Consider the following 564-nt stretch of genomic DNA (forward strand, 5'->3'; position numbering starts at 1 on the left):
GGGTGCGGCCCGTCGCTGAGGAAGACGTTGAAGCCCGAACGGCCCGCGAGGCACTGGCGGCGTTGGTCCTGCACGCCGTCGACGGCGAGGTCGACGTCGAGGTCGCCGGTGCACGCGCCCTCGACGGTGACGAAGGTCTGCTGGAGGCTGCCGTCCGCGGGCGAGGTGATGCTCAGGCTGGTGTCGAGGAGTGCCACGGTGTGGACGATGCAGTGGTCGGCGATCTGGTTGCCCTGCCAGTCGGTCATGCGGGCGCAGATCTCGTGGGTGCCCCAGCCGACGCTGAGGGGGGCGGACCACTGCCCGTCCGAGGCTGTCGCACCGGTGGTGATGACGCCGTCGACGTAGATCTGGACAGTGGGATCGACGTTCGAGCTCGCGGGGCCCGAGATGACGAGCTCCGTCCAGTCGCTGACGGAACCGTCCTGGAGGGACGTGATCTCGACGGTGGCCACCGGTATCGGCGCGGAGGTGAAGGTGTGCGTGATCGAGGCCACGACCGTGGTGCCGTCGACCGCTAGCTGCTCGACGGTGAGCGTGTGCTCGCCCGCCGGGACGTCGACG

Annotated in this window: 1 protein-coding gene; it reads right to left on the reverse strand. The window is 69.7% G+C overall.

Going from position 1 to position 564, the window contains the following annotated elements:
• On the reverse strand, nt 1–564 hold a 564-nt coding region (locus C5C07_RS21440; protein ID WP_158546621.1), incomplete at both ends, for a hypothetical protein.

The sequence above is a fragment of the Haloferax sp. Atlit-4N genome (assembly GCF_003383025.1).
Lineage (GTDB): Archaea > Halobacteriota > Halobacteria > Halobacteriales > Haloferacaceae > Haloferax > Haloferax gibbonsii.